The organism is Shewanella fodinae (assembly GCF_014651955.1).
Lineage (GTDB): Bacteria > Pseudomonadota > Gammaproteobacteria > Enterobacterales > Shewanellaceae > Shewanella > Shewanella fodinae.
Genome location: NZ_BMXW01000020.1, coordinates 46,490 through 73,461 on the forward strand (window position 1 = coordinate 46,490; position 26,972 = coordinate 73,461).

Genomic DNA, 26,972 nt, shown 5'->3' on the forward strand with positions numbered 1-26,972 from the left:
CAATTTTCCGTGTCCGTTGTATTGGCTTGTTTTGTGAGTGACAGATTACATAGAAGGTGCGCATGATGATGGGCTACTTGACTTCCTTGTATCTGAACTCTCCGTATTCCGCCAATTTGTTCATCACTTGCAGTTGGCTTACGGTGGCTGCGTGCAAGCTCGCTTCACTAGCGACGCTAACATTTCAGGTGTGCCTGAAAGCAACATACTCATTTTGCATAAACTTTGCTCCATTACCAAAGTATGGTCAATCATTGTGTTTCAGAGTTAACCCAAAATCACACTGCTGAATCGTAATGGGGCAAAACTCAGTCAAAGGGTAACTCTGTTTTTGCTGTGATGATTATTCCCGGTGATTGGTAAAAACTGCCGCCTACAACGCGATAATAGGATGCATTCATGAGTGCTTCCGCTTGCTCTGGCTTTATATGCTCACTATTTTCAGTGGGGATAATGGTTCTAAACCAACGACCAGACCCCGTAAAGGAAGGATATTCAACTCGGTAAAACAGCCAGTTTTTGGCGCAGATGGGGCATTGATAAAACCAGACATCGCCGTAACGACTATTTGTCATATCGACACCTAAAAAGACGCCTTTACGTTCACAATCCCACAGAGTTGGCTGCATACATTCACATGCTGCAATCGACATGAATTTATCCGTTGATAAGGTTCCAGTGCTGTGTAGGTACTTTGTCTCAATACCCAAATTGGGTCAATTGTTGCGTTCAAGTGTTGGCGAGCTTATCTGTTTTATAAAAGGTTTGTTGGTGCGTCTAGCCAAATGTGCAGCTTCCGGTTGCGACATTTTATAGCGCGGTGGGGTATTCTGACGCCATGGGCGAACACCTCCTTTGCCCACTTGAGTACACTCATTCACGGCTTGATATGGAAATGAATGCTCACAACAGCGAGATAGCGCACGAGCTGCACCGCTGAGTGACATTATTTGTGAAGACCGTTAACACTATGCATTAAGCAATGTAAATCGTGGAAAACTAGGGTGAGACATCCATGTCCTACCGCATTGAGTTACCCGTCAACGGCTGGCTACCTAGTCCTGATAAGGTGACGGGCCACCATCTTTGATGAATTGCTCGATACGCGCATCCAGCACTTTCATTGGCACAGAACCAAGTTGCAGTACCGTGTCGTGGAAATTGCGGATATCAAACTTGCTACCGAGGGCCTTTTCTGCTTTGGCGCGATTTTTCTCAATATCCATTTCGCCCAGATAGTAGGACAGTGCCTGACCCGGCCAAGCGATATAGCGGTCTACTTCTGTGGTCACTTCATGCACCGACAGCGCGGTGTTATCCAGCATAAAGTCCTGCGCTTGTTTGCGGCTCCAGCCTTTGGCGTGGATGCCGGTGTCTACTACCAACCTTGCCGCGCGCCACATCTGGTAGCTCAACATGCCGAAGATTTCGTAAGGGGTGTGGTAGATGCCCATATCTTCACCAAGTTTTTCGCAGTAAAGCGCCCAGCCTTCGCCGTAGGCGGAGATGTAATAGTTACGGCGAAATTCTGGCAGCTCTTTGTTCTCGGCGGCCAACGGCATCTGGAAGGCGTGCCCAGGTGCAGATTCGTGCAGTGTCAGCGCGGGTAATGAGTACAAAGGCCGCGATGGCAGATTGTAGGTATTGACCAAATAGATGCCTGGGCCGCCACGGCCACCAGTGTAGAAGGGAGCTAGGTCATCAGGCACTGGCACAATGGCAAAGCGGCGACGCGGCAGGCGGCCAAACCAGTCGCCAGCCACCGCATCAAACTCTTTGGCGATCCAAGCGGCGCGGTCCAGTAGTGCTTGCGGGGTTTTCACGTAGAACTGCGGATCGGTGCGCAGGAAATCCAGAAAAGCTTTTAAGTCACCTTTAAAGCCCACTTGCTGCATGATCTGATGCATCCGCTCACGAATTTTAGCAACTTCATCGAGCCCAATTTGGTGGATTTGCTCGGCGCTCAGATCCAGCGTGGTGTACTTCTCAATCTGTGACTTATAAAAAGCTTTGCCGTTAGGTAAGTCATAGGCGGCAAGCGATTTGACGGCACCGGGAATATATTCTTGCCGCAGGAAGGTCAGCACCTGCTGATGCGCCGGGATAACATAGTCACTCATGGCCTTGAGGCCAGCGGCCTTTAGTTCAGCCTGGACGGATGCCGGAATGGTGTCCGGCATTTTCGTAAAGGGTTTGAAGAACACATTGTCCGCAGGGGCGGCATTGGCCACTGATGCCGCCGTAGCATCACGCCCTTGCAGGGTGATCTGCGGCAGGGTAAAACCACGTTTTAAGCCGGCACGCATGTTGTCGATATTTTGCTGAAAGTAGCGCGGCATCTCTGCCAGCCACTGCAAATAGTGACGATAGTCCTGCTCGGTGTGAAAGGTCTGATCTGGCATATAGGTGAGATCGCCCCAGAACGAGGTGTCACCAGATAGCGGCCGTTCATACACTTTATTAATGATGTCAGACATCAAGGAGCCAATCTGTTCCTTATACACTGCCAGATTGATTTTGTTGGCGGCAGATAACTGCTTGCTATCCAGTTTATCAAGCTGTTGCTCAACATCTTGCCAGTATTTGAGTTGTGCTTGTTGTGTTTTAAGGCTGACATCTGGCAAAGAAGAAGGTACGGCATCCAGATCGCTGTCTTCATCAACACTGTTTTGGCTTTGCCGCCATTGCCATTCGCTGGAATAGATTTTTTCAAATTGTTGATTGCTATCGGCGGCCACGGCGCTGTATGCCGGCTGCAACAATGCACAGGCTGCCAGCAGCACTGCACGGGAGCCCACTGCAAATTTTGCCACGTTCCTTCTCCTTGGGTTGATTAAAAAATACATATATCGTATACATTATAAAAAAGAAAATTAAAAGCCTTTGTTCATTGTGGGCGAATTTGCTATCCAGGAGAACAATATGTGCCACCTGTGTTTATCAGCCAGTAGACGCCGGGTTTTACAAGGTATGTCAGCGTTGGCTGCGTTATCTGCCATTCCGCTAACTGGTTGCGCCAGCTCGCAAAAAACGACATTGCCTGAGCGCCCACTGCCCCTTACCGCACAGCCTTTGCCTTTACAGGCAGTGCGATTGCTGCCTTCTGATTTCAACCGTGCGCTAGAGGCTAATACCCGCTATCTCATGTTATTGGAGCCTGATCGTCTGCTACATAACTTCCGTTTGTTTGCCGGCCTCAAACCCAAAGGTGAAATATACGGCGGCTGGGAAAGTGACACCATAGCCGGTCATACATTAGGGCACTACATGTCAGCACTGGCATTATTGCACGCGCAGACTGGCAATCCTGAAGCTAAGCAGCGACTGCAATATATTGTGGCTGAGTTGACCGAAGTGCAGAATGCCGAAGGTGATGGCTACGTTGCAGGTTTTTCCCGTAAACGTAAAGACAGAACCATCGTTGATGGTAAAGAGATTTTTGCCGAAATCAAAGCCGGAGATATTCGGTCAGCGGGATTTGATTTGAACGGTTGCTGGGTGCCTTTTTACAACTGGCACAAGCTGTATGCCGGTTTGTTTGATGCGCAACAATATTGCGGCATTGACCAAGCATTGACCATAGCCGTGAAGCTGGGTGGTTATATTGAGGACGTATTTGCGGCCCTAGATGAGCAGCAAGTGCAGCGAGTATTAGATTGCGAACATGGGGGCATTAACGAGAGTTTTGCCGAGTTATATGCGCGTACTCAGGATCCGCGCTGGCTGAAACTGGCTCAGCGTCTGTACCACAAAAAAGTGCTGACACCGCTGAGCCAGCGCCAGGACGATTTACCGAATATCCACGCCAATACCCAGATCCCCAAACTGATTGGCCTAGCACGACTGCACGAACTGACGGGAAATGCTAGCGACCAGACCGCTGCAAGTTTTTTCTGGGAAACGGTAACTCAACATCATTCTTATGTGATTGGGGGCAATGCCGACCGTGAATATTTCTTCGATGCCGATGCCATCGCCAACCATATTACCGAGCAAACCTGCGAAGCCTGTAATACCTACAACATGCTGAAATTGACCCGTCATTTATACAGTTGGGGCGTCAATGCGGCGTATTTTGACTATTATGAGCGGGCGCATTTGAATCATATTCTGGCGCAGCTTGACCCCGAATCTGGCATGGTCACTTATATGACACCCTTGATGTCGGGTGCCGCCCGTGAGTATTCGACTCCGTTTGACAGTTTCTGGTGTTGTAACGGTTCCGGCATGGAGAGTCATGCCAAACACGGCGATTCTATCTGGTGGCACAGCGAAGACACCTTGTTTGTTAACCTTTATATTCCCTCAACGGCCAACTGGCAGCAACAGCAAGCGGCTTTGACGCTGGATACGCAGTATCCCTATGACGGCGCCATTAGCATCAACATCGACCGGGCCGAAAGTGCGTTTACCCTGGCACTGCGTATTCCTGGTTGGGCCGGGGATGATTGGCAACTCCTGCTCAATGGTAAATCGGTTAGCGCCGAGCAAGACAAGGGCTATGCCTACCTATCACGCCGTTGGCAAGCGGGCGATAAATTACAACTGCTGCTGCCAATGACGTTGCGACTGGAAGCTACGCCCGGTAATGAACAAGTGGTGGCAGTATTGCGTGGCCCGATGGTGCTGGCGGCGGACCTGGGCGCCAGTGAGGTGCTATTTGACGGCAGTGCTCCGGCATTAGCAGGCAATGATCTGTTGGCGGGATTTGTGCCGCTGCCTGGTGCTCCGGCAACCTATAAGACCCAAGGTATTGGCAAACCAACTGATATGAGCTTTTCAGCTTTTTACGCCAATCATCATCGTCGCAGCGCCGTGTACTTCAAGCGCTTTACCGATGCACAGTGGACGGCGGAAGAAGTGGCGTATGCGGCGGAACAGACGCGTCTCAAAGACTTGGCTGAGCGTTCCGTGGATGTTATGCACCTTGGTGAAATGCAGGCGGAGCGTGATCATCAGTTGGACGCAGAGATCAGTTATCCAGTGGTCTATCGCGGTCGTAATGGCCGTGATGCCCGCACTGGCGGTTTTTTCTCATTTCAAATGAAAACCGCCAAAGGCCCACTGAAACTGCAGGCCCGTTATTGGGGTGAAGAGCGTAAACGCTTGTTTTACATCTTGGTGGACGGCGAACGCATTGCCAATCAGCAGTTGAACTTTGATAAACCCGGTGAGTTTTTTGAGGTGGAATACGCTATTCCGCAAAGACTAACGCAGGGAAAATCGCAGATCACCGTACGTTTCGAACCAGCGCCGGGGAATACCGCTGGTCCAGTATTTGGTGTACTGTTGTTGAAACCTAAATCCAGTGAAATATAAGTTGGCGGTTGCCCGGCAATTCCGGCGACCGCCTTTGCTATTAAGGCCTGTGTTCAGGCAAGGAGAATTCATGTCAGACAATGGCATTGGCGGCAAGACCCGCGAACAGGCATTGGCAGCGCTCAACAATATGACCACCGAGGCAGTGGCGATCAGCCGTGATGAGTATCAAACGCGGATGCATAAAGCGCAGCTATATATGCAGCAGCATGGGATTGAAGCCTTATATCTTAATGCTGGTACTAACCTGCGCTATTTTACTGCGCTGGAGTGGGGCACCAGTGAACGGCTGATGGGGGCAATTTTGCCCGCCAATGGTGACTTAATTTATCTGGCACCCGCCTTTGAAATCGATACCATCCGTGAGCGTCAGGTTTTTGCGGGGGACATTTATGGCTGGGAAGAGCATGAAAGTCCTTATGAATTGCTGGTGCGAGTGTTGGCAAAACAGGGGATTGTTTCTGGTAAGCTGGCCTTGGATGAGTCCACCGCGTTCTTTATGGCAGATGGCATTGCTAAAGTTGCCGGTGGTCTGAGTTTGGTCAACGGTGGCGTGGTGACTGCGCACTGCCGTATGCACAAATCTGCGGCAGAGATCGCCTTGATCAAACAGGCAATGGCAATGACGCTGGAAGTACACAAAGCCGCCGCCAGTATTTTGCATGAAGGCATTAGCACCACTGAGGTGGAGCAGTTTATTGAGGCCGCGCATCGCAAAGTAGGCGCTTCCGGTTCCTATTTCTGCATTGTGCTGTTTGGCAAAGCGACGTCATTCCCCCATGGCGTCAAAGACCCGCAGATCCTCAAAACTGGCGATATGGTGTTGATCGATACCGGCTGTCGGTTACAGGGTTACCATTCCGATATTACCCGCAGTTATGTGTTTGGCGAAGCAACTGCGCGGCAACGGCAGATTTGGCAGGCAGAGCAGAATGCACAATTGGCCGCATTTGCTGCCGCCAAGCTGGGATTGCCATGTGGTGCCGTCGATGACGCGGCACGGGCGTCGCTGCAACAGGATGGTTTAGGGCCAGATTATTGTCTGCCAGGGCTGCCCCATCGTACTGGTCACGGACTGGGGCTGGATATTCATGAACAACCTTATCTGGTGCGCGGCAATCCAATCCCGCTGGAACCTGGTATGGTGTTTTCTAACGAACCTATGATAGTGGTGCCTGGGGAATTTGGTGTACGTCTGGAAGATCACTTTTATATGAGCGAGCAAGGCCCCGAGTGGTTTACGCAGCCGAGTGTTAGCATCGACGATCCGTTCGGTATCCGTTAAGTCAACGCATGACAGGCTGGCTGGACGCTGGCCTGTTATTTTCCTTTGTTAGCTATTGGCGCAACGATGGCCGTTGCCAGTTCATTGGCAAAATCCGGCAGTTTTGCCGCCATCCCGCAATTTTTATGGCATTGCGCGCACTGACTGCGCTTGCCACAACTCCACAGACATAACTGCCACAACGCCTGTTTGGATTGCCGATCCAGACACTGTAATTCAGCCGCACACAGATGCCCGGCTAACATCAGTTCTGCCAACTTGGCCTCACTGATGGCAACGTTGATGGTTCTAGACATGTTGGCTTCCTTATTATGCAAATGATAACTATTATCAATTATGCAATAACTTTTGACTTTTTGCGCTGCCAATTTCTTTGGTTTTGTGATGCGAAACATTTTCTTCGAGATGGCACCAGTGTGGTAATTGGGCGAACGCACTGTAATCAGCTGCTTGATGGTGCAGTTTATTGCAGCTGCCACTATGGATACGGTAAACGGCTGCACATGTTGCCTTAATAACGCTGAAACCCTTTGACAGCAGCTGTTAGCGGCGGGTTACGCTTTGGATGTGCACTACAATAATCTCTATTCAAAGTGCTATAGAGTGCTTTTGAGTGCTCTAAAGTGCTGGTATCGCATAATTATTGACCGATTTGTTGGGGCGTACCCCGTTGATACGCAGACTAGCGCTAGGCAAAATCACCCAGATGATATTTTAGTCCCGTATTATTGGGCTGTTGATGTATGACATTGCTGCGGAAGATAACCGTCATCTGGCGTAAGCGCCCAAGATACAAACCTAAGAATATGACTTACCCGCAAGCCCCGAGTTGCTGTCAAGCTGTGGGCAACTGGTGTCCCGTTTACTGAAACGGCGCACGCCATCGCTGCAAGCTAAAGCTGTTAGCGTTAGTATTATCCCCGAGACAGAAGAAAAATAGCCGGGCGCTATCCAACGATTTGCGACTCGCCAAGAGACATCAAGATGACAGATAAGCGACACACCGCAGGCATTTTGCTGCTAGCGGCCGGTAAAGGGCAACGATTCCAAGCGGCCGGGGGCCAAGGCAATAAATTGCTGGCACCCTATGCCGACGCTAATGGACAATACAGGCCTTTATTGGCGTTGACTCTGGCAGCAGCAACTGCCACTGGGTTACCGCTGCATCTGGTCACCCGGCCACAGGAGTCGGCAATTATCGACCTTGCGCAAACCTACGGGGCCACTGTAACGCTGCTGGACAGTGATGGTAGTGGTGATTCTATCGCGGCAGGCGTGCGGGCCACTGCCAACTGGCGTGGTTGGCTAATTGTGCCGGGTGATATGGCGTGGCTAACCACTGCTGACTACTTGAAAGTTGCCAATGCGCTGGTGGATGACGCGGCTCAGGCGCGTCTGATGTGGCAGGAGATCCCCGGTCATCCGGTGGGATTTGGCCGTGCCTATTTTGATGGATTATCGGCACTAAATGGAGATCAGGGCGCACGGCAATTACTGTCGCCGCAACAGTTGCAACGCTTGCCGGGGCATGCAGGAGTGATTAAGGACGCGGATTTACCACATCCTTAAACGCTGCAGAAATTAAATGGCGCAACTAGCGGCATCTTCGCTGATGCTCTCCAGTGTATCCAGCGTCCCTTGTACGACGGGCGCTGATGTTTGCTGACCAAGATTTTTTACCCGCACAATATCGGCCATAATCGCCAGGGCAATTTCGGCGGGTGTTTTACTGCCGAGTGCCAGCCCAATGGGCGCATGGATGCGTGCCAGTTCTGTTTCACTCAGTTCGCCGATGCGCACTAGCCGCTCTCGGCGTTTACCGGAATTGCGGGCCGAACCCATAGCACCAATATAAAATGCTGGCGTATTCACCGCTTCCATCATAGTCAGATCATCCAAGCGTGGGTCGTGGGTCAGTGCCACAATGGCGGTGTTAACGTGACAGCCGTTTTGTTCCAGATATTTCGCCGGAAATGTCGGTACTAGTCGCGTGCCTTTTGGCAACTCGGTTGCCAGCGTTTGCAACTGTTCAGCGCGAGGCTCACACAATAACACTTCAAAACCCAGTGCATACCCAAATTCAGCGCAGTAATGAGCTACAGGTGAATAACCTGCCAGCAGCAGACACGGGGCCGCCGCTATACGAATGTCAATATCTGGATACTGGCAACTGATAGCGGTATTACCGGCATAATTACTCGGTTCAATACTGTGACAGGCGTGGGGCAACGTGAGTTTTTTGGCACTGGACTGATAGCCTTGGACCGCTTGCAGTTGTTGCTGCAGATAGTCGACGGTTGTGGTTCCGGCAGGTAAGTATTCGACCAGTACCTCCAAAATACCTCCGCAGGGCAGCCGTACTTCCGGGGCCAGTTCACCGTCACCATAACGTACCACCTGACTGGCTTCGCGCCAGCGGCCAGCGGCGATCTGTTTCAGAAAATGCTCTTCAACACAACCGCCAGACAACGAGCCACAATGCCGACCATCATGGCGGGCGACCAGCAACGAACCGGGTGACCGTGGCGATGAACCCCAAGTGTGCAACACAGTGCATAACCAGATGGCTTCATCTCTGGCCCAATCTACGGCCTGTTGTAGGACTTTAGCGTCGAGTGGTTGGGAAGTTTGCGACATACATCGGTTCCTGTCAGCGGATAAGCGACAATAACCGCTTACCATAACGATTGATGAAATAAATAAAGCCCGATACCAGCATCGGGCTTTGCTGTCTAAGACTTATGCCTTCAGCGCGTTTTTGACATCATCCGGTGTCATCGGGATTTTTCTGAGTCGCACCCCTACCGCGTTATAGATAGCATTGGCGATCGCTGGGGCAACTGGCGTTACCGCTGGTTCCCCTAAGCCAGAAGGTGCCATCTTGCTGGGCATAAACTCAATTTTAACCTCAGGCGTTTGGCCAATACGCAGCGGGGTGTAGGTGTCGAAGTTGCCGTCTTTGAACTTACCGTTTACCAACTCGGTTCCTTCATATAACGCCATTGACAAACCCCACAGTGCCGCGCCCTGACATTGAGCTTCCGCACCATTAGGATCAACAATAATCCCCGCATCCACCGCGACATAGAGCTTCTGCACATCCACCAGCCCGGTGGCTTTATCTACATGCACTTGTGCAGCAACGGCGACCCAAGTCGGCATATCGCGTTCCTGACCAAAGGTGGATGCAATCCCCAGCCCCGTGCCTTCTGGTTGTGGTGAGCCCCAACCGATCATGGCCGCGGCTTTTTTCAATACTGCGGCCTGACGGCTGGCGCCCCCAGCGGCAATTGGACCTGCCCCGGCGTTACGGCCTTCGGCGGTCAACAATTGCAGACGGAACTCCAGCGGATCTTTGCCTGCATGATGTGCCGCTTCATCCATAAAGCTTTCTACTGCCCAACCGGTCCAGCCCGGGCTAACGGAACGTAACCAACCGGGACGGAAGGAATCATTCGCCAGGTCGTTAGATACGGCACGAACCTTTTGGGCTCCTACGCTGTACCAGTGATCGGCTCCCGCAATAGAGAAGGGGTCATACGGCTGCCCATTGATGCCTTTAGGCATAAATACCGGGATCATCACCTCTGTTGGCCAGCCAGCAGTGGCGTGGTGCTCCATGGCAACTACACCTTTGTTTTCATCAAAGGCCATTTTCAGTTGCTGTACCGAGGCCGAGCGTGGGCTGTCAAACGCCAGATCCTGCGGGCGCATCATCAGCATCTTGACTGGCTTACCGCCCAGCGCTTTGGATGCTAACGCTGCTGGCACTGTGTAATCGCCGTTCAGACGGCGGCCAAAACCGCCACCTAGCAGATAAGCCCGAATGGTAATTTCATCTTCACTGACCCCAAGGGCTTTAGCCAACACCGGCGTTGTCAGTGATTGCCACTGACAACCGGAATGGATTTCCCAAATGCCATCTTGATTACGAAATACCAGTGCGTTCAGCGGTTCCATCTGCGCATGCAGCACAGTGGCCGTCAGATATTCGTGTTCGATAGTGTCGCCGGCCTTGGCAAACACAGCATCGGTATTGGTATCACCGGTATCGAGAATGGCACCCTTGCTGCTGTCTTTTAGCAGCTCACGGCCATGATTGATAATATCGGCTTCTGATACCTTAGCTGCGGCACCGGCCTGCCAACTGACTTTCACTTTTGCCGCGGCTTTCTGTGCTGCCGTGAAGCTGTCAGCAATCACCATCACCCAACCAGGAACCGTACCGCTAGGATCGTCCAGCACCAACGTTTGCTGGTAACCTTTCACGCTTTTGGCGGCGCTGTCATCCATCTGGGTGACTTTGGCGCCATAACGGGTGGGTGGCAGCAGCGGGGCGGCGTAGACCATCCCATCGACTTTGGCATCAATACCAAAAATGGCTTTACCGTTAGTTTTGTTGGCAATGTCTAGCGACGTCACCGCTTTCCCCACCAACTGCAGATCATCATTAGGTTTCAGCGGCAGTGCTTTTAGTTCATTTTCAGTAAACTGGCGGGTCAGCCCCATAGCGACTAATTCGCCATAGCTGATTTCACGATTACCGGAGATCACCTTACCGGCGTGCGCCTCACAAGCGTTTGCTGACACGCCCCATTTTTTGGCAGCGGCTTCAATCAGTGCTGTACGCCCGGCGGCTCCAGCCTGACGATATACTGGCCAGCTCTGCGAGACCGACCAACTACCACCGGTGACCATCAGCCCCCATTTTTTGGCGCTGTCGACGTGGACAATTTCTACATTTTCCCACGGGACTTCCAGTTCATCAGCCAGAATTCGGGCGATGGAGGTTCCCACATGCTGGCCCATTTCGGCACGGATGATATTCACTTTCACTTTGCCGGCTTGATCGATGGAGTACCACAGTGATGGCTCGTACAACGCACCTTCATCTGGCAATACCTTGCCATCGGCAGTGGCTGGATCCATTGCCGCCAACACGCTACGAGGAAAGCCGAAGCTGACGCCCACAGCGGTCATGGCGACGAGGAAGCCGCGGCGGGTCATCCCTGCCGCTTCGCGTTTATTAGACAGCCTGATCATCTTTAGCCCCCTGTTTCAGCGCATCTGCGGCTTCGTGAATGGCTTCACGGATACGCACGTAGGTCATACAGCGACACAGATTACCGCCCATCACTGCATCGATTTCAGCATCTGAAGGTTCTGGAATATCTTTCAGCAGTGCGGCAGCTTGCATGATCTGACCTGACTGGCAATAACCACACTGGGGTACCTGATGCTTCTGCCAAGCTTTTTGCAGCGGATGGTCGCCATTTGCCGAAAGACCTTCAATGGTGGTGATGTTGGCACCTTCTACCGCCGATACCGGCGTGATACAAGAACGGGTAGCCCTGCCGCCGACATGGACGGTACAGGCACCACAAGTCCCAATACCACAACCGAATTTAGTACCAGTCATGTCCAGTTCGTCACGGATAACCCACAGCAGAGGGGTATCTGCATCAACGTCAGCCACCACTGGCTTACCATTTAAAATAAATTTAGCCATTTGCTCACTTCTCCCGTGAATTAATGCTCAAACCGGGGTTGATGACGGATCTCACCCACTTTTTGTTGTAGATTCGGCCAAGGTTGCTCACCTGCACTATGGCGCAGATATTCCGCAATAGCGGCGATTTCATCATCGCTTAGCGCATCGCGGAATGCCGGCATTACGACACCGGGGATCCCTTGGTCGCTTCTGACACCGTCAAGCATCACATTCACTAGATTGGTTGGATCGTTAAGATGGGTTGCACTGCCCAACGCCAGTAACGGCCGGCCTTTTCTCAGTTTGCTGCCGCTGAAATGACAAGATGCGCAAGCTGTTGCGTACAGGCGCGCACCTTGATTGATGCGGGCGTCCGGCATTGGATGCTGGGCCGCTATTGCGGCTTGTAATTTGGGACTGGTGGCAGGATCTTCATTGTTGTTACCCGCCAGATCGCCAAAGTAGACACTCAGCGCCTTGATATCGTCATCTGACAATGCCGCCAGACCATGATGTACCACGGGTGCCATCGGCCCAGCTGCACTGCCGTGGAAGAGTGAATTTCCGGTACGCAGATATTCGTAAAAATCCTGCTGGCGCCAAGGTAATGGTGACTTACTCGATGCGGTCAGTGATGGGGCAATCCAACCATCAATAGCGGCACCTTCATACATGTGACTGTATTTTTCGCCACCTAATGCATTACGCGGAGTATGGCAGGCACCGCAGTGGGCAATCCCTTCTGCCAAATAAGCGCCACGATTCCATTCATCAGATTTATCTGACTGTTTCTCGAATGCTGAGGTATCTGCAAACAACATTTTCCAGCCAGCTTGCAAGAAGCGAATATTCAAGGGGAATGGAATACCGTTGGCTTGTTTCTGCTGCTTAACTGCAGGAACAGATGACATGATATAGGCATAGATTGCCTTGATATCGTCATCAGTCATCTTGTTGAAATGCTCAAACGGGAAGGCGGGTAACAGATGATGGCCATCACGGCTAACCCCGGTGCGCATGGCACGGATAAAGGCGGCTTCAGACCAATTACCAATACCAGTTTCCGGATCGGGGGTAATGTTGCTGGAGTAGATGGTACCGAAATCGGTATTCATCTGATAGTTACCGGCGTATTCCTGCCCTCCCGGCGCCGTGTGGCAGGTACTACAATAACCCGCCGCCGCCAGCACTTTACCGTGAGCCACGGTTGCTGCCGGGAATTGATCCTTGGCGGGTGGCGTTACAGGTGCAATTTCCGGGTGCCAGGCGTAGATACCGAACAACACCAGTCCGGCAACCACCACACCACAAATGCTATAAATGATGCGCTTACGCATATCACATTGCCTCACAATTAGTGGATGATGAAAGGGTGGGGTGAAACACCTCAAAATCCCTTTTAAATTAATACATTATATTTATTAACTTACTTATCCTTATCGCTACATTAAGACGTGCTTAATGTAGTGTTTTCTGCTATTCCTGTGATCTGGATAACAAATCGGTTCTAGTGTAATACAAAACCCTTTTTGCGGGTAAGTCTTTATGTTAACGCGGCCGCAACTGGCGGAGATTTATCCGGCAATCGTGGTATTCGGCTTTATAGTTGACTGGATTACTTGGTTAAGGTCGACTAATATACGGCGCCTGAATAACGATGGCGCTGATGACTGTTAGCAGCTTGCTAGCGGAGATCTGCCGTCGCTAGGCAAAACGGCGGAAATCACAACTTAGTCTCTTTTGGTTTTACTTCTTTTTAAGGCCCGATGTATGGGAGCTCAGATGAACTCAGGCAGTACACACATTGCATCCAGAAAACAGTTGGTGCTGATCCTTTTAGCGCTGGCAATGGGGACCTTCACTCTGGGGTTGACAGAGTTTTCGGTGATGCCAATGTTGCCGCTGGTGGCTGATAGTTTTGCGGTATCCGCTGCACAATCTGGACACATCATCAGTGCTTACGCCGCTGGCGTGGTGGTAGGGGCACCGTTGTTAATGGTGCTGACGCCTAAACTGGATCGGCGCATAGCATTAATCCTGTTTGCCATGATGATTTTTGTCTTCAATGGCCTCAGTGCGGCCGCTGCTTCATTTGAGCAAATTGTGCTGTTTCGCTTCTTAAGCGGGATCCCTCACGGTGCCTATTTTGGTACTGCGCTACTGTTTGGTGCCAAGCTGGCCCCCGAAGGTCGTAGCACCTTGTATATGTCACGGGTATTTGCGGGCTTGACGGTCGCTACGATTGTAGGGGTTCCAATGGCAACTTTGTTGGCACAACATTGCAGTTGGCGCTGGTCGTTGCTGCTGGTGTCGTTATTGGCGCTGCTAACTTGCGTGTTATTGTGGCGCGTTTTGCCTTCGCTCGACACTGATAGCCAAGGGCTGCGTAATGATTTAGCCGTACTGAAAAATCCGTTGATCTGGCCTATCGTCGGTATTGCGGTGATTGGATTTGGTGGGGTGTTTTGTCTCTATACCTATCTTGCCGATACCATGCTGGATGTTACTCAGGTGCCTGCTTTTAACATCTCCATTGCCATGATTATTTTTGGTATCGGTTCTACTGTGGGTAACTGGCTGTTTGGTCAGGTGAGGGATCGAGTCGTTGCTCGCGTCACCGGTATTGCGTTGATCTATTGTCTGGTGCTGGCGCTGATATATGTGCGAGCAGCCAGCAATTTATGTTTCCTATACGGTGTGGTATTTCTGCTCGGTGCCAGCCTTGGTTTAACCACGGTGATCCAGGCCATGCTAATGCGGGTGGCAAAGGGCGGGCATGCGGTTATCGGTGCTTTACTCCAATGTGCCTTTAACAGCGCCAATGCCATCGGTCCGTTAGCTGGCAGTCTGGTGCTCGCCAATGGCTACGCCGCCAATACCACTGGCTATGTCGCTGCGGCATTGTTTGGCGGCGGTTTTGTGATGTGGTTTGTCAGTCGTATGCAGTTGCGGTATCGAGCGCAGTTACCTGCAGATCCTGGCGCCTGCTGATAGCGGTTAGGCCACAGATCTGGGCGAGTATGTATATACCTGAGCGCCGTTGTGTTGTTTGCCAAGGGGGCTGCTCCTGGTAGAGAAGGTCCACTGCACTTGATATTGCATTTTTAGGTACACCGTTTCAGGCGCGAGTATGGCGCTTCAGTCGTTACTTGAGTCGACCAATATTTATCCCGTATAAACACTTACTTTCATACCGACGTATCTGTAGCCTACGCCATAACTCGATTCAATCATCTCGTCTGTGTTCAGCAATTTGAGTTTATTGCGTAATTTCTTGATATGACTATCAATAGTGCGTTCAGATACAATCCGTTGATCGCCGTACATCGTGGTCATAAGTTGTCCGCGTGAATAGATCCGCCCAGGATGCGTCGTGAGCAGATGAAACAGCGAAAATTCAATCCTAGTCAAGGTCACCGTGTGGTGTTGCAGACAGACCTCGTATCTTGTGGCGTCCAGGGTTAAACAGACCGGGGTGACATCGGCCTTGGTCGATAACCATTTTCTGTTACTGCGGCGCAATAGTGCCTGGGCCTTAGCAACGACTTCGCGTGGGCTAAAGGGTTTGCCAAGATAGTCATCGGCTTCCAACTGTTGTCCGAGCAGACGCTCTGTTTCAGCACTCAGGGCGCTTAGAATAATGACTGGCACTGTAGACATGCGGCGGATTTCACGACAGATCTCAATCCCTGATATATGGGGCAAGGCAATGTCTAACACTACCAGATCAAACGCATCACGAGTGAATACCGCCATGGCATCTTTGCCATCAGCGACATGAGTAAAGCGCATGCCGCTATGCAGAAAATAGTCGCGTAACAAGGCAGCGATTTGGTATTCGTCTTCTATTAAAAGAATATGGTAATTAGCCGCCATATAGACTCGTCAGCGGAAATTTAATCGCAACGGTTAGTCCACCAAAGCCGTTGTGCTGGAAGCTGATTTCCCCATTTGCTTGACTAACCAATGCCGTCACGTTTGCCAGGCCAGTGCCGCTTCCCTGAGTCATCTCATGGTCAGTGAGTTCTGCTCGATATCCCTGTTTGCCCAACAAATACAGTTCTTCGGTGGTGGGGGCTGGCGCAGAATCTTGCCAAAGTAGTAACACCTTTTGCTGTTGTCGGGTGAGTGACACATGCAGACATCCAGGATGGTAAGTATATTTTACGGTATTGCTGCTGAGGTTATCGAGGATGCGCTTGAAGGCCCAAGGCTGAATATTGATGCTGATATCAGGGCATACACTATGAGTGATGCTAAGTGTAGTTTGCTCGCTAAGCACACGCAGATGTGCCATAAGCAAGCAGGAGATCTCGGTAGCTGTGCTCTCGTTGGGCGCAACGTGCTCACACGGCATCATTGCCGTCAGCATACTTTTGAGTTGTTCAATTTCCGATAGCAAGGTGCGAGTGGTTTCTGGTGTCCAGGCGCGAACCCCATCTTCAATAGCTTCCAGTTCACCGTTGACCAAGGTCAGTGGTAGTTTTAAATCATGTATCAGCTTACGCATCTCTAGATACATATCTTTTGTAGCGGCAACGCCGCTCGTGGCCGCGAATTGCGACTGTGAATCCTCGGTTAGGTCAGCGAGTGAGTTCCCCGTTTGCCGCAAAAGCTGTTCTGTTATAGGTGGTCGCATTTAACTCATCACATAAGGGTTTCATGGCAATAGCGACAGCCGTGGTAGATTGCCATTGAGCGTCTCCGTTCATACCGACAATAGCGTGGTTTCTACTGGGCAATAATCGATAAATTTGTATATTTTTTATATGTATATGTTTTTTGATAGCAAATCACGTACCAGCTCAGGGCGTGATGTTGGCGCTAATATAACGGGGCTTTGCGCATGTGAACCTGTCTGCAGTGTGCAAGGATTTGCCGCATAACGGCAAAATGTTGCCACTTGGGCCTTGCTGTACGGTATAGCGAGTGTCTGAGACGGTAAGCATGCCGCTGACAGGTAAAGCTTATGTGAAAGTTCGAACCGAGAGGTTGTGTGAGTATATTTGAGGGGTGCAACAGCCGGAGACAACATTACGCAGGCCCTAGGCTGATATCGGGTATGTTCAAGGTCGTTAAAGCTTAAACTTCTGCACCATGGCACTTAACCGCTGTGCAAGTTGCGCTAAGTGTTGGCTTGAACTCCTGGTTTCTTTTGCACTTGCGGCTTTGGCTAATTCTGCAACGGCGGTCAGTCAGCGGCTTTACGTAAAACTGCTGAGGCGTTGCGGAAAACTGTCTCATTTCATCCCATTCCCGTCCTTAAAAATCCAAACAACAATATACTGTACAAGCTGAGTGCTCTGGCTTTTTACGCCGGTACATCTGCCGTTGTTTACAGCCGTTTTGTCTTCGATGGCTGCTTTGCTATGACCTTATGACGCCGAGCAAATCGCTGCAATTGGCCGTGTTGCTTTGCGTTTCTGGTTGGCGTCGACAATAATTAACTTATTTTGGTTTTTACATTTTAATTATCTGTTTTTTAAATAATTTTATTCATATTTCTAGTTTTGGCTGTGGTTACGTTGTGATCTGAAAATGTTGTGCAATACTCAATAGACGCGCAGTTTTTTCTGATTTATTAACTTATTACGGCAGATCATGTTATTGAAAAGGATGACCTTAACAGCTTTATTGCCCGTGTTTGTGATGACGCTGATATTAGCCTTCAGCGATATGACAACGACGACCCTCATTCTGGTTTCCTTTGCTGGGGCTCTGACTGCCTTGATGGCAGCCTGGTGGGCGCAGCAAGGGCTGACCCAGCAGTTGGCTTTGGCTAAAACACATTTGGAACCGGATATTGCTGGTACGGCAGAGCCTACAAGTGAAGGCCGCTTACGGCAGTTGTTGCAAAAATCTGCCCCTATCTGGCTGGGACATATCGGTTATGCCGATACTCACTTAACTGATGCGGTAACGGGACTCTCAGGACTGTTTGATCAACTGGCAGACAGGTTGAATCACGCAGCATCTTTGACCGCTGTGCAAAAAGGCAGCGGTGGCCGTGAGGTGGTTGAGGTGATCAAACAAAGTGGTGCGGAATTGTCTGCCGCAGTGGAAGCTTTGCGCGATACCCAGCAGGGGCGTAAAGAGATGTTAGTGCAGATGCGTAATCTGGAAACCTACACTTCAGAACTGAGCAAGATGGCGGCAGATGTGGTTTCCATTGCTAACAAAACCAACTTACTGGCACTGAATGCCGCTATTGAAGCCGCTCGTGCAGGCGATTCTGGTCGCGGATTTTCTGTGGTGGCGGATGAAGTGCGCAGTTTGTCGATACGTTCGCAAGAGATAGCCACCAGCATGACAGGCAAAGTGCAGACGGTGAATAGTGCCATCGAAGCTGCGCTCACGGCGGCGCAGGACGCTGCCGAGCGAGAAGAGCGCCAGATAGCCAGTACCGAACGTTGTATTGATGAAGTGATTAACCAATTCACCGATATTGTCGGTCAGTTAGAACACCAATCTCAACAGTTACGTGACGATACCTCCGCGGTAGGGGATGCCATTGCGGGCGTGATTGTCGAGCTGCAATTTCAGGACCGGGTCAGTCAAGTGTTACAGAATATCCGTAGCAATCTAGAAGAGCTGTTGTCCATGATGGAAGATTTTAGTGAGTCCCAATTCGCCAGCCTTGATGTTAACCAATGGTTGGAGCAGATGAAGCAGCGCTACACCATGATTGAACAACACCACATTCATGGCGGGGGGCCACAGCGACAACAGCAGTCCAGTGATATCACGTTTTTCTAATTAGAACTTCAAATAGCAAAGGGACGCGTTATGGGAAAGACAGTTTTAATCGTCGATGACTCCGCTTCTATCCGACAAGTAGTCAGCATGACCCTCAATGGTGCTGGTTATGACACGATTCAAGCCTGTGACGGTAAAGATGCGCTCAGCAAACTTAATGGTAACCGCATTCATCTTGTTATCAGCGATGTCAACATGCCCAATATGGATGGCATCACTTTGCTGAAGGAACTCAAGGCTCGCCCTGATACCCGTTTTACACCAGTCATTATGCTCACTACTGAATCTGAAAGCGCCAAGAAAGAGGAAGGGCGGGCCGCCGGTGCCAAGGCGTGGGTGGTCAAGCCGTTTGTGCCACAGCAACTGCTGGCGGCGGTTGGTAAATTGATCATGCCCTGAGGTTATTTATTATGCTGCAACATATAACTGAGGCAGGTATCGAATCTGTCAGTCCTCAAGGCGAAATGACCATTTACCACATTGCTGAGTTAGCCCAGGCATTCTTGCCGTTGCTGGCGACCGATGCATTGCTGGTTGTTGATCTGAAAGAGGTTACTGACATTGACAGCAGCGGTGCCCAGTTGCTGATGCTGGCGCGACGGGAAAGGTTGCAGGCAGGGAAAAAACTGACGCTGGTCAATCATAGCGATGCAGTGATATCGCTGTTCAGTCTACTGGGGTTGCTAGATTGGTTTGACGACCCCGTGTTGCTGGCAGGTGATGCGTAAGTCTAACTTGCAAGGAGCTAAACTCGATGAACATGGATGCCGCGCTGCAAACGTTTTTTTCAGAAAGCCGAGAGTTGCTGGAGCAGATGGAGTCGTTGCTGCTGCAGTTGGAAACGCTGGATGAGGCGTCACGTCAGGAGAGTCTGCATGGCATTTTTCGTGCTGCACACACTATCAAGGGCTCTGCTGGCATGTTTGGCTTGGACGATGTGGTCAATTTTACCCATGCGGTGGAAAGCGTGCTGGATCGCCTGCGCAACCGCCAATTATCGGTTTCTGATGCGTTAGTTTCGTTGTTGTTGCAGTGCCGGGACCATATTGCGCAACTGGTGGACAGTGCTGAAGCCGGTAACCACGACAGTACCATCGTGAAAGCCGGACAGCCGCTACTGGCCGCACTGCAATCCTATTTAGTTGCAGGTGCCGCTGCTGAGACGCAAGCACCTGCCTTGCCAGTATCCGAGCCACCGCCTTTTGAACGGCTAGACAGCGACGATGTTGCCAGCAGTGAGTGTTGGCATATCTCCATCCGTTTTGGTCATAATTGCTTCCGGGATGGCATGGATCCCCTCTCTTTTATCACGTATCTCAAGCATCTTGGCGATGTAATCAGCATTATCCCCCTGGCAGAATTTTTACCTACTGTCTCAGAGTTTGACAGTGAAAGCTGTTATCTGGCTTTTGGCATTCAACTGGCGTCGTCGGCATCAAAACAAGAAATTGAAGATGTATTTGAATTCGTTAGGGAAGATAGCATTCTGCATATTATTCCTCCTCGTAGTCGATTACAGGAGTTTGTCGATCTAATAGAGGCAATGCCACAAGTGGATCAGTTGCTTGGACAGATGTTAGTGACATCCGGGGCGCTGACGGAAAACGAACTGCAGCGAGCGTTGCAATTGCAACAGCAACGCAGCAGTAGCCATCAGCCATTGGGAGAGATCATCTCCAGCACTAATGCGGGTATCCAGCCGGTCTTGCAAGCGGCTCTCGACAAGCAGGGCAAAGTGCGCGATACCCTCGTGAAAGAGCAGAAGAGCCTGCGCGTTGATGCCGAGAAGCTCGACAAGCTGATTAATCTGGTTGGGGAACTGGTAACTGCGGGAGCTGGGACTTCGCTGCTGGCCGATAACTTGGGGGACTCCGCACTAAATGAATCAGTATCGGTGCTGAATTCATTGCTAGAAGCGGTGCGTGATGCCGCATTAGAGCTACGGATGATCCCCATCGGTGCGACTTTCAGCCGCTTTCAGCGGGTGGTCAGGGATATTGCCCACGAACTAGATAAAGAGATTGAACTGGTCATCAACGGTGCAGAAACTGAGCTGGACAAATCGGTTATTGAGAAAATTGGTGATCCATTAACCCACTTGGTGCGCAATGCCATCGATCATGGTATCGAATCCCCCGCCGTTCGTGCTGCCGCGGGCAAAGCGGAAAAAGGCACCATCATCCTTAATGCCTACCATGATTCCGGCAATATCGTGATTGAAGTCAGTGATGACGGCAAGGGGTTGGATCCAGAACTAATAAGGGCCAAAGCGATTGAAAAACAGCTGGTGGATGAAAATGCCGTGTTATCTAGGGAGGAGATCCTCAATCTGATTTTAGAGCCAGGTTTTTCTACCGCCGAGAAAGTCTCCAACCTGTCTGGTCGCGGCGTGGGGATGGATGTGGTTAAACGCAATATTGCTGAACTGCGAGGCCGCGTGGAAATTATCAGCCAGGTAGGCCAGGGCAGCACTATGCGCATCATTCTGCCGCTGACACTGGCGATTATTGATGGCTTTGTGATTGGGGTCGCGGATGAGCAGTTTGTCGTGCCGCTGGATGCGGTTTTGGAATGTCTTGAACTCAAACAGCAGCCGGATAATCCCTTTGATGCTCCTTATTTTAACTTGCGAGGGCAGGTGTTGCCGTTGATCTACCTGCGTCATTGCTTGGGAGTAGAAGGCCGTTATCCGGCGCGACAAAACGTGGTGGTGGTGCAATCTGGCGGTGTCAGCGCTGGTCTAGTAGTGGATTGTCTGTTAGGGGAATTTCAGACCGTCATTAAGCCGCTTGGCAAACTGTTTTCTAAAGTAGGCTGCATCAGTGGTTCAACCATCTTGGGCAATGGTTCGGTGGCGTTGATTCTGGATATTCATGGCCTTATCAACACCATGACTGAATCAGAGCCACAGTTATTACAGTAGTTCGATGGCGGCAGCCAGCAGTAGCCGTTTACAGAAGTGCACACGACAAGGAAAGGGTAGATAGCTATGTTCAGGAATATGAAGCTTGGCCTTAAGTTAGGAATGGGGTTTGGCATAGTGCTCTTACTGCTATGTCTAGCGGCGATCATCTCCTTCCGTGGGTTGTTCACCGCCAGTAGTGGTTTTGACGATTATCGCTCCTATGCCCGCAATACGGTGGAAGCGGGAAATATCCAAAGCAGCATGCTGGCGCTGCGGCTGGAAGTACTCAGCTACTACATGACTTCTGATGATGCGGCACTCAAACGTAAAAATGAGCGTTGGCAGACGCTTATGGATTTATTGCCCCAAGCCAAGTCGATGGTGGTGGAACCCTCCCAATTGAAAATCTATGAACAACTGGAGAAGCAACTCAGTAACTATGATGCCGCGTTCGGTCAGGTGACCGAGTTAATGGCGCGCCGTGATGCCTTGATGAGCAGCCAGTTGGACCTCCTGGGCCCAGAAATGGAAGGTGCTATGGCGGAACTGCTTAAAGTCGCAAAACAGAATGATAAAACTGATGATGCCTATGTCATATCGGTGGCGTTACGTCACCTGTTACTGATGCGCTTATATGTTTTGAAATTCCTTGATAATAACCAAGATAGTTATATTCAGCGGGCCGACAGTGAATACCTCACGTTGAAGGACCAACTGGCAACGCTGGACAAGCAGGTCAAAGACAGCAATGAGCGAACCCTGGTGAATCAAATCAAAGTTTCTAGCGAACATTACACCAGTGTTTTTAAAGAGCTGACAGGCGTGATTAAAAAACGAAATCAGTTAATGGATGGCGAATTGAGCGTTATTGGCCGCAATGTGGCCAAACTGTTGGAAGATCTGATGGGTGACATCAAGTCTCAGCAGGAGGCACTTGGTCCTAAAGTGCAGGCGTCCAATGAGCAGGCCAAAGTGATGATGCTCAGTGTCTGTGTTATCGCCATTGTTATTGGTTTGCTGGTGGGCTTCTGGATTACCCGTTCAGTACTGTTGCAAATTGGCGGAGAACCGGATTACGCCGCGTCCTTGGTGAAGGAGATCTCGGACGGGGATTTAACCGTTAAATTCAATCTCCGACAGAATGACAACACCAGTCTGGTGGCAAATATCCAGAATATGGTTCGTAAGTTGTCACAGATTGTGGGCGAGGTTAACAGTGCCAGCGATGCGTTAGCCTCTGCGTCGGAAGAGGTATCGGCAACCTCACAATCACTAAGTCAGGGGGCCAGTGAGCAGGCTGCCAGTGTGGAGGAAACGACTTCCTCTGTTGAGCAGATGTCAGCCTCTATTGAGCAAAATACCGAGAATGCCAAGGTCACCGATACCATGGCTGCCAAAGCGGCAAGGGAAGCTAAACAGGGCGGCGAGGCGGTCACTAAAACAGTGGCAGCGATGAAGTCCATCGCTGAAAAAATCAGCATCATTGATGATATTGCCTACCAGACTAATCTGCTGGCGTTAAACGCTGCGATTGAAGCGGCCAGAGCAGGTGAGCATGGTAAGGGCTTTGCCGTGGTGGCGGCCGAAGTGCGCAAACTGGCGGAGCGCAGTCAGGTAGCTTCTCAGGAAATTGGCGAAGTGGCCAAAAACAGCGTTGGATTGGCCGAAGAGGCCGGTAATCTGCTACGGGAAATGGTGCCATCCATTGAAAAAACCTCAGATCTGGTGCAGGAGATCAGTGCCGCGTCTCGGGAACAGTCTACCGGCGCCACCCAGATCAATCAGGCGATGGAACAGCTGAACAGTATTACCCAACAGAGCGCTTCAGCGTCTGAGGAATTGGCGTCTACAGCTGAGGAAATGAGTAGTCAGGCCCAGCAACTGCAGCAGTTGATGACGTTCTTCAGAACCGGTAACGGCGCGGCGAATCGCGGCGGCCCCAAACGCACCGCCGCCAAAACGGTACCGTTGCAAACCAGCCATAAAAATGCGCCATCTGAAGATGATGACAATGAATTTGTACGTTTTTAGGAGTCCTTATGGCAGAGGCTAAACAATCGTTGGCAGTGCGTGAAGGCGATGCCAGCGCTCAGGAGGAGTCCCAGTATCTGACGTTTCTATTACATGGTGAGCTATATGCGTTTGGCATTCTCCATGTGAAGGAAATTCTGGAATATGGACGCGTGACCAAAGTACCGCGCATGCCTGATTTTATTGAAGGGGTGATCAATCTGCGAGGAGAAGTGATCCCAGTAGTGAACCTCGCCAGTCGTTTTGGCATGGCAGCTTCGCAGATTAGTCGTCGCACTTGCATTGTGATTGTAGAGGTGGATCAAGAAACAGACTCTCAAGTGATAGGTGTGCTGGTGGACAGCGTCTCGGAAGTGTTAGAAATAGCTCAAGACAGTTTGCGCGGGGCTCCTAGTTTTGGCGCCAGCATTCGTACAGATTTTATCCGTGCGATGGGTAAGTTGGGCGAAGCCTTTGTCATTATTCTGGATGAAAACAAAGTGTTATCGGTAGAAGAAATGACCTTAGTTGGACAGGTACGAGACGCGGCTATGGAGAATTAATGGGTGTGAAACGTAATATGGCGGAATCCCTTTGGCCTGAATCATTTCAGCAGATCCCTCTGCATGAAGCAGAGTTTCAGCTGATCTGTCAGTGGCTGTATCAAGCAGCAGGGATTCGGCTTGCTCCTAATAAAAAGGCGCTGGTGGCTAGTCGTCTCAATGGCCGACTGCGGGAGCTGGAGTTTACCAGCTTTCGTCGCTATTACGAATTGATCAGCAGTAATCAGGATGCTCAGGCGCCATCGGAGCGACAACGTGCCATCGACTTATTAACCACCAATGAAACGTTTTTTTTTCGGGAAGACAGCCATTTCAGCTTTATCCGGGAAAGCGTATTGCCGCTATTTCGTGGACAACATCTCAAATGCTGGAGTGCCGCCAGTTCTACCGGCGAGGAGGCCTACACTTTAGCCATGGTGCTGGCTAGCCATCATCAGGGGAGTTGGCAGATTATCGGCACTGATATTAATGCTGAAGTTATTGAAAAGGCGAAAAAAGGCGTCTACCCGATGCAGCGGGCAGAGAATATTCCCAAACCTTATTTGCACCAGTATTGCCTCAAAGGAACGGGTGAAAAGTCGTTACAGTTCAAAGTGAGCCGGGAGCTACGCAGCCAGGTAGAGTTTCGTCATGCTAACTTGCAGCAACTGCCAGAGCGGCTTGGTAGTTTTGACCTAGTACTGCTGCGTAATGTGATGATCTATTTTGATCAATTTTCAAAGCAGCGGGTGGTGTCCAACATTATCCAACATATGAATGTGGGTGGCTTTTTGCTGATAGGTCATGCAGAGAGCCTGACAGGCGTCACAGATCAGGTCAGCCTGTTGCAGCCCTCGGTGTATCGACTTGGGCGGAAATCATGACGGTTGCCTTACCGCCGTGCCGGACGCGTAGATTACTGCTTAATCCTGGCGAATTGCTGTTTAGCCATGAACCCGTGCAGATGCAGACCCTGTTAGGCTCCTGTGTGGCGATAACTTTATGGCATCCACGACGTAAACTGGGCGGAATGTGTCACTATCTGCTGCCTGATAGGCAAAGCTTTCATCGAGCTGAGCGGCATCCCCATGGATATTTTGGCAGCGATGTATTCCATTTTTTTCTGGAACATATTACTAAAGCCCAGTTGTTACCTAGTGAGTTTGAAGCCAAGATTTTTGGGGGCGGCAACGTGGTGATGTTACCTGAGCAGCACAAATCTAACCTTAACGTTGCTGAAGCTAATATTCGCTTCGGCAGGGAACAATTGCGTGAGGCAGGATTTAAGGTGAAAGCTGAGGATGTGGGGGGGCGTCGCTACCGGCAGGTGGTTTTTGAGATGGATTGTGGCAGTGTCTGGGTTAAGTATGGTCACTGTGGCTGAGTGCCGTTGCGCTTAAGGATGAGAGGTGTTGCATACGGGAAACAACATGAATTCACTGGTGGGCAAAGGGATCAATGTGTTGATAGTGGATGACTCGGCGGTGGTACGCCAAGTCATGAGTGATCTACTGCTGGCAGACAGCATGATTGCCGACGTAGCCGTGGCTGCTGATCCTATTTTTGCGATGCGGCGCATGGAGAAGAGCTGGCCCGACGTGGTTCTGCTGGATGTGGAAATGCCGCGTATGGACGGTCTGACATTTCTGAAGCAGATCATGGAAAAGCGACCAACGCCGGTGATTATCTGTTCCAGTTTGGTGGAAAAAGGGGCCGATGTAACGGTTCGGGCGATGTCTGCCGGTGCTTTTGGTTTTATTACTAAACCCAAAGCTGGCCTGAAAGATTTCTTACTCGATAGTGCCAATGATGTGGTCAGCGTAGTGAAAGCGGCTGCCAGTGCCAAGCTGGCTAATATTGTCCGTAAACCGCAGCCCTCAGCCGTTAAACCACCACCGATTACTCGGGGCGCTGCTACCCGCTTGCCACTGCGCAAAGTGGTAGCGATTGGCACTTCCACTGGCGGAACACAGGCACTGGAGCGGATCCTGACCGCCTTGAGTGAGCAGCCGCCAGGCATCGTGATTGTTCAGCATATGCCTGAAAAATTTACTGAAATGTTTGCACAGCGGCTCAACAGTTTGTGTCGAATAGAGGTGAAGGAAGCCGCCGATCAGGATGTGGTCTTGCCCGGACGGGCATTGATTGCGCCAGGTGGGCGTCACATGCAGCTGGTGGCACGGGGTAACGGGTACGTGGTAACGGTCAACGATGGGCCATTAGTTAATCGGCATAAACCTTCAGTAGATGTGTTGTTTCGCTCAGTTGCCAAAGCGGCCGGGGCGGATGCGGCCGGGTTCATTCTGACCGGAATGGGCGATGATGGTGCCAGAGGTTTGAAGGAGATGCGGCAGGCGGGAGCGGTCACGTTTGCCCAAGACGAACAGAGTTGTGTGGTATTTGGTATGCCCAAAGAAGCCATTGAAATGGGTGCTGCTGAGCAGCAGGTGTCACTGGACGATGTTGCCCCCACCATTGAAAACCTGTGGCGTCACTAGCGATTAACGCTAGCAAAATGCTCTCACCACTGAATTTCCCCTAAATAGCTGATCCGAATACTGCTACATTTTCGCGATGCCGTGTCCGTTGCCGGGAAAAGGCGAAACGGTTTCCATAAAATGCCATACCTTGCCAAGAAGTTCCCGCATGTTTCGGCAACTGTGA

22 protein-coding genes are annotated in these 26,972 nt (G+C 50.8%); 13 read left to right on the forward strand and 9 right to left on the reverse strand.

Annotated elements, in window-relative coordinates:
* Positions 1-308: 308 nt before the first annotated feature.
* Complete coding sequence (locus tag IE064_RS15140) at positions 309-653, reverse strand: hypothetical protein (protein ID WP_189618585.1); 345 nt, start codon at positions 651-653, stop codon at positions 309-311.
* Between the two features lie 402 nt (positions 654-1,055).
* Complete coding sequence (locus IE064_RS15145; RefSeq protein WP_229800088.1) at positions 1,056-2,813, reverse strand: DUF885 domain-containing protein; 1,758 nt, start codon at positions 2,811-2,813, stop codon at positions 1,056-1,058.
* Between the two features lie 157 nt (positions 2,814-2,970).
* On the opposite strand from IE064_RS15145, the gene IE064_RS15150 reads away from it, so the two are divergent.
* Both IE064_RS15150 and IE064_RS15155 read left to right on the forward strand, forming a co-directional pair.
* Positions 2,971-5,319 (forward strand): glycoside hydrolase family 127 protein, encoded by a 2,349-nt coding sequence (locus tag IE064_RS15150; protein WP_189618587.1) that lies wholly within the window; start codon positions 2,971-2,973, stop codon positions 5,317-5,319.
* A 70-nt stretch (positions 5,320-5,389) separates the two neighbouring features.
* Positions 5,390-6,604 (forward strand): M24 family metallopeptidase, encoded by a 1,215-nt coding sequence (locus tag IE064_RS15155; protein WP_189618588.1) that lies wholly within the window; start codon positions 5,390-5,392, stop codon positions 6,602-6,604.
* 35 nt (positions 6,605-6,639) lie between these two features.
* On the opposite strand, the gene IE064_RS15160 is transcribed toward IE064_RS15155, so the two are convergent.
* Positions 6,640-6,900, reverse strand: a complete 261-nt coding sequence (locus tag IE064_RS15160; protein ID WP_189618610.1) for a hypothetical protein — start codon at positions 6,898-6,900, stop codon at positions 6,640-6,642.
* Positions 6,901-7,588: 688 nt separating this feature from the next.
* On the opposite strand from IE064_RS15160, the gene IE064_RS15165 reads away from it, so the two are divergent.
* Positions 7,589-8,173, forward strand: a complete 585-nt coding sequence (locus IE064_RS15165) for a nucleotidyltransferase family protein (protein ID WP_189618589.1) — start codon at positions 7,589-7,591, stop codon at positions 8,171-8,173.
* Between the two features lie 12 nt (positions 8,174-8,185).
* Here IE064_RS15165 and IE064_RS15170 read toward each other — a convergent pair whose 3' ends face one another.
* The 4 genes from IE064_RS15170 to IE064_RS15185 all read right to left on the reverse strand — a co-directional run bounded on the left by IE064_RS15170 (position 8,186) and on the right by IE064_RS15185 (position 13,432).
* Entirely contained in the window at positions 8,186-9,241 is a 1,056-nt protein-coding gene (locus tag IE064_RS15170; RefSeq protein WP_189618590.1) for an XdhC family protein, read from the reverse strand.
* A gap of 102 nt (positions 9,242-9,343) precedes the next feature.
* A complete protein-coding gene (locus IE064_RS15175; protein WP_189618591.1) occupies positions 9,344-11,647 on the reverse strand; it encodes a xanthine dehydrogenase family protein molybdopterin-binding subunit in 2,304 nt (767 codons plus the stop codon).
* Entirely contained in the window at positions 11,631-12,113 is a 483-nt protein-coding gene (locus tag IE064_RS15180; protein ID WP_133037420.1) for a (2Fe-2S)-binding protein, read from the reverse strand. Before IE064_RS15180 ends, IE064_RS15175 begins: the two co-directional genes overlap by 17 nt.
* Before the next feature lie 20 nt (positions 12,114-12,133).
* Positions 12,134-13,432: a cytochrome c gene (locus IE064_RS15185; RefSeq protein ID WP_189618592.1), complete on the reverse strand. Its 1,299-nt coding sequence runs from the start codon at positions 13,430-13,432 to the stop codon at positions 12,134-12,136.
* A 445-nt stretch (positions 13,433-13,877) separates the two neighbouring features.
* Between IE064_RS15185 and IE064_RS15190 the strand changes: the two genes are divergently transcribed.
* Positions 13,878-15,086: an MFS transporter gene (locus IE064_RS15190; protein WP_189618593.1), complete on the forward strand. Its 1,209-nt coding sequence runs from the start codon at positions 13,878-13,880 to the stop codon at positions 15,084-15,086.
* A gap of 174 nt (positions 15,087-15,260) precedes the next feature.
* Here IE064_RS15190 and IE064_RS15195 read toward each other — a convergent pair whose 3' ends face one another.
* The gene (locus IE064_RS15195; protein ID WP_189618594.1) at positions 15,261-15,971 is read right to left on the reverse strand and encodes a response regulator transcription factor; all 711 of its coding nucleotides are present in this window, start codon (positions 15,969-15,971) and stop codon (positions 15,261-15,263) included.
* Entirely contained in the window at positions 15,961-16,734 is a 774-nt protein-coding gene (locus IE064_RS15200; RefSeq protein ID WP_189618595.1) for an ATP-binding protein, read from the reverse strand. Before IE064_RS15200 ends, IE064_RS15195 begins: the two co-directional genes overlap by 11 nt.
* 977 nt (positions 16,735-17,711) lie before the next feature.
* Here IE064_RS15200 and IE064_RS15205 point away from each other — a divergent pair.
* The 9 genes from IE064_RS15205 (at position 17,712) to IE064_RS15245 (ending at position 26,806) form a co-directional block, all read left to right on the forward strand.
* Positions 17,712-18,851, forward strand: a complete 1,140-nt coding sequence (locus tag IE064_RS15205; protein WP_229800090.1) for a methyl-accepting chemotaxis protein — start codon at positions 17,712-17,714, stop codon at positions 18,849-18,851.
* Positions 18,852-18,881: 30 nt separating this feature from the next.
* On the forward strand, positions 18,882-19,250 hold the full coding sequence (locus IE064_RS15210) for a response regulator (protein ID WP_189618597.1): 369 nt from the start codon (positions 18,882-18,884) through the stop codon (positions 19,248-19,250).
* Between the two features lie 11 nt (positions 19,251-19,261).
* Positions 19,262-19,579 (forward strand): STAS domain-containing protein, encoded by a 318-nt coding sequence (locus IE064_RS15215; protein ID WP_189618598.1) that lies wholly within the window; start codon positions 19,262-19,264, stop codon positions 19,577-19,579.
* A 26-nt stretch (positions 19,580-19,605) separates the two neighbouring features.
* Entirely contained in the window at positions 19,606-21,774 is a 2,169-nt protein-coding gene (locus IE064_RS15220) for a chemotaxis protein CheA (RefSeq protein ID WP_189618599.1), read from the forward strand.
* 66 nt (positions 21,775-21,840) lie between these two features.
* Positions 21,841-23,787: a HAMP domain-containing methyl-accepting chemotaxis protein gene (locus IE064_RS15225; RefSeq protein WP_189618600.1), complete on the forward strand. Its 1,947-nt coding sequence runs from the start codon at positions 21,841-21,843 to the stop codon at positions 23,785-23,787.
* An 8-nt stretch (positions 23,788-23,795) separates the two neighbouring features.
* Positions 23,796-24,329: a chemotaxis protein CheW gene (locus IE064_RS15230; protein ID WP_189618601.1), complete on the forward strand. Its 534-nt coding sequence runs from the start codon at positions 23,796-23,798 to the stop codon at positions 24,327-24,329.
* A complete protein-coding gene (locus IE064_RS15235; RefSeq protein ID WP_189618602.1) occupies positions 24,329-25,192 on the forward strand; it encodes a CheR family methyltransferase in 864 nt (287 codons plus the stop codon). Before IE064_RS15230 ends, IE064_RS15235 begins: the two co-directional genes overlap by 1 nt.
* Complete coding sequence (locus IE064_RS15240; RefSeq protein WP_189618603.1) at positions 25,189-25,692, forward strand: chemotaxis protein CheD; 504 nt, start codon at positions 25,189-25,191, stop codon at positions 25,690-25,692. The genes IE064_RS15235 and IE064_RS15240 overlap by 4 nt, the downstream gene beginning before the upstream one ends.
* 46 nt (positions 25,693-25,738) lie before the next feature.
* Positions 25,739-26,806: a protein-glutamate methylesterase/protein-glutamine glutaminase gene (locus IE064_RS15245; protein ID WP_189618604.1), complete on the forward strand. Its 1,068-nt coding sequence runs from the start codon at positions 25,739-25,741 to the stop codon at positions 26,804-26,806.
* Positions 26,807-26,972: the final 166 nt, after the last annotated feature.